Raw genomic sequence first — 313 nt, 5'->3', positions numbered from 1 at the left:
CGCCTGGGCACCGCCGTGCTGGGCGCGGTGATGGCCTCCACGGTCTCCAGCGCGCTGCCCGGCAACTGGTCCAAGGCCGGACCGCCGACCGCCGAGGGCGCGCAGGGCGAGCAGCCCAACCACGCCGCCCCGCTCGGCATCGCCACCCCGGCCCCGCACGGCACCCCCGAGCAGGCGGTGCACGCGATGGCGGACGCGGTGCACACCTCCTTCGTCAGCGGCATGTCGATGGCCTTCGCGGTCGCCGCGGTGATCGCCTTCGCGGCGGCGCTGCTCGGCCTGCTGTCCAACAGGGGTGCTCGCGACGCCCGGC

The 313-nt window shown here is 76.7% G+C and carries 1 protein-coding gene; it reads left to right on the top strand.

Features of this window, described 5'->3' with window-relative positions; translation table 11 throughout:
* Positions 1–313: hypothetical protein (locus UK12_RS42550; RefSeq protein WP_045307245.1), on the top strand; the 313-nt coding region annotated here is incomplete at both ends.

The sequence above is a fragment of the Saccharothrix sp. ST-888 genome (genome assembly GCF_000955975.1).
Lineage (GTDB): Bacteria > Actinomycetota > Actinomycetes > Streptomycetales > Streptomycetaceae > Kitasatospora.
The sequence above is the reverse complement of the archived record's forward strand: the minus strand, read 5'-3'. Positions and strand labels throughout refer to the sequence as shown.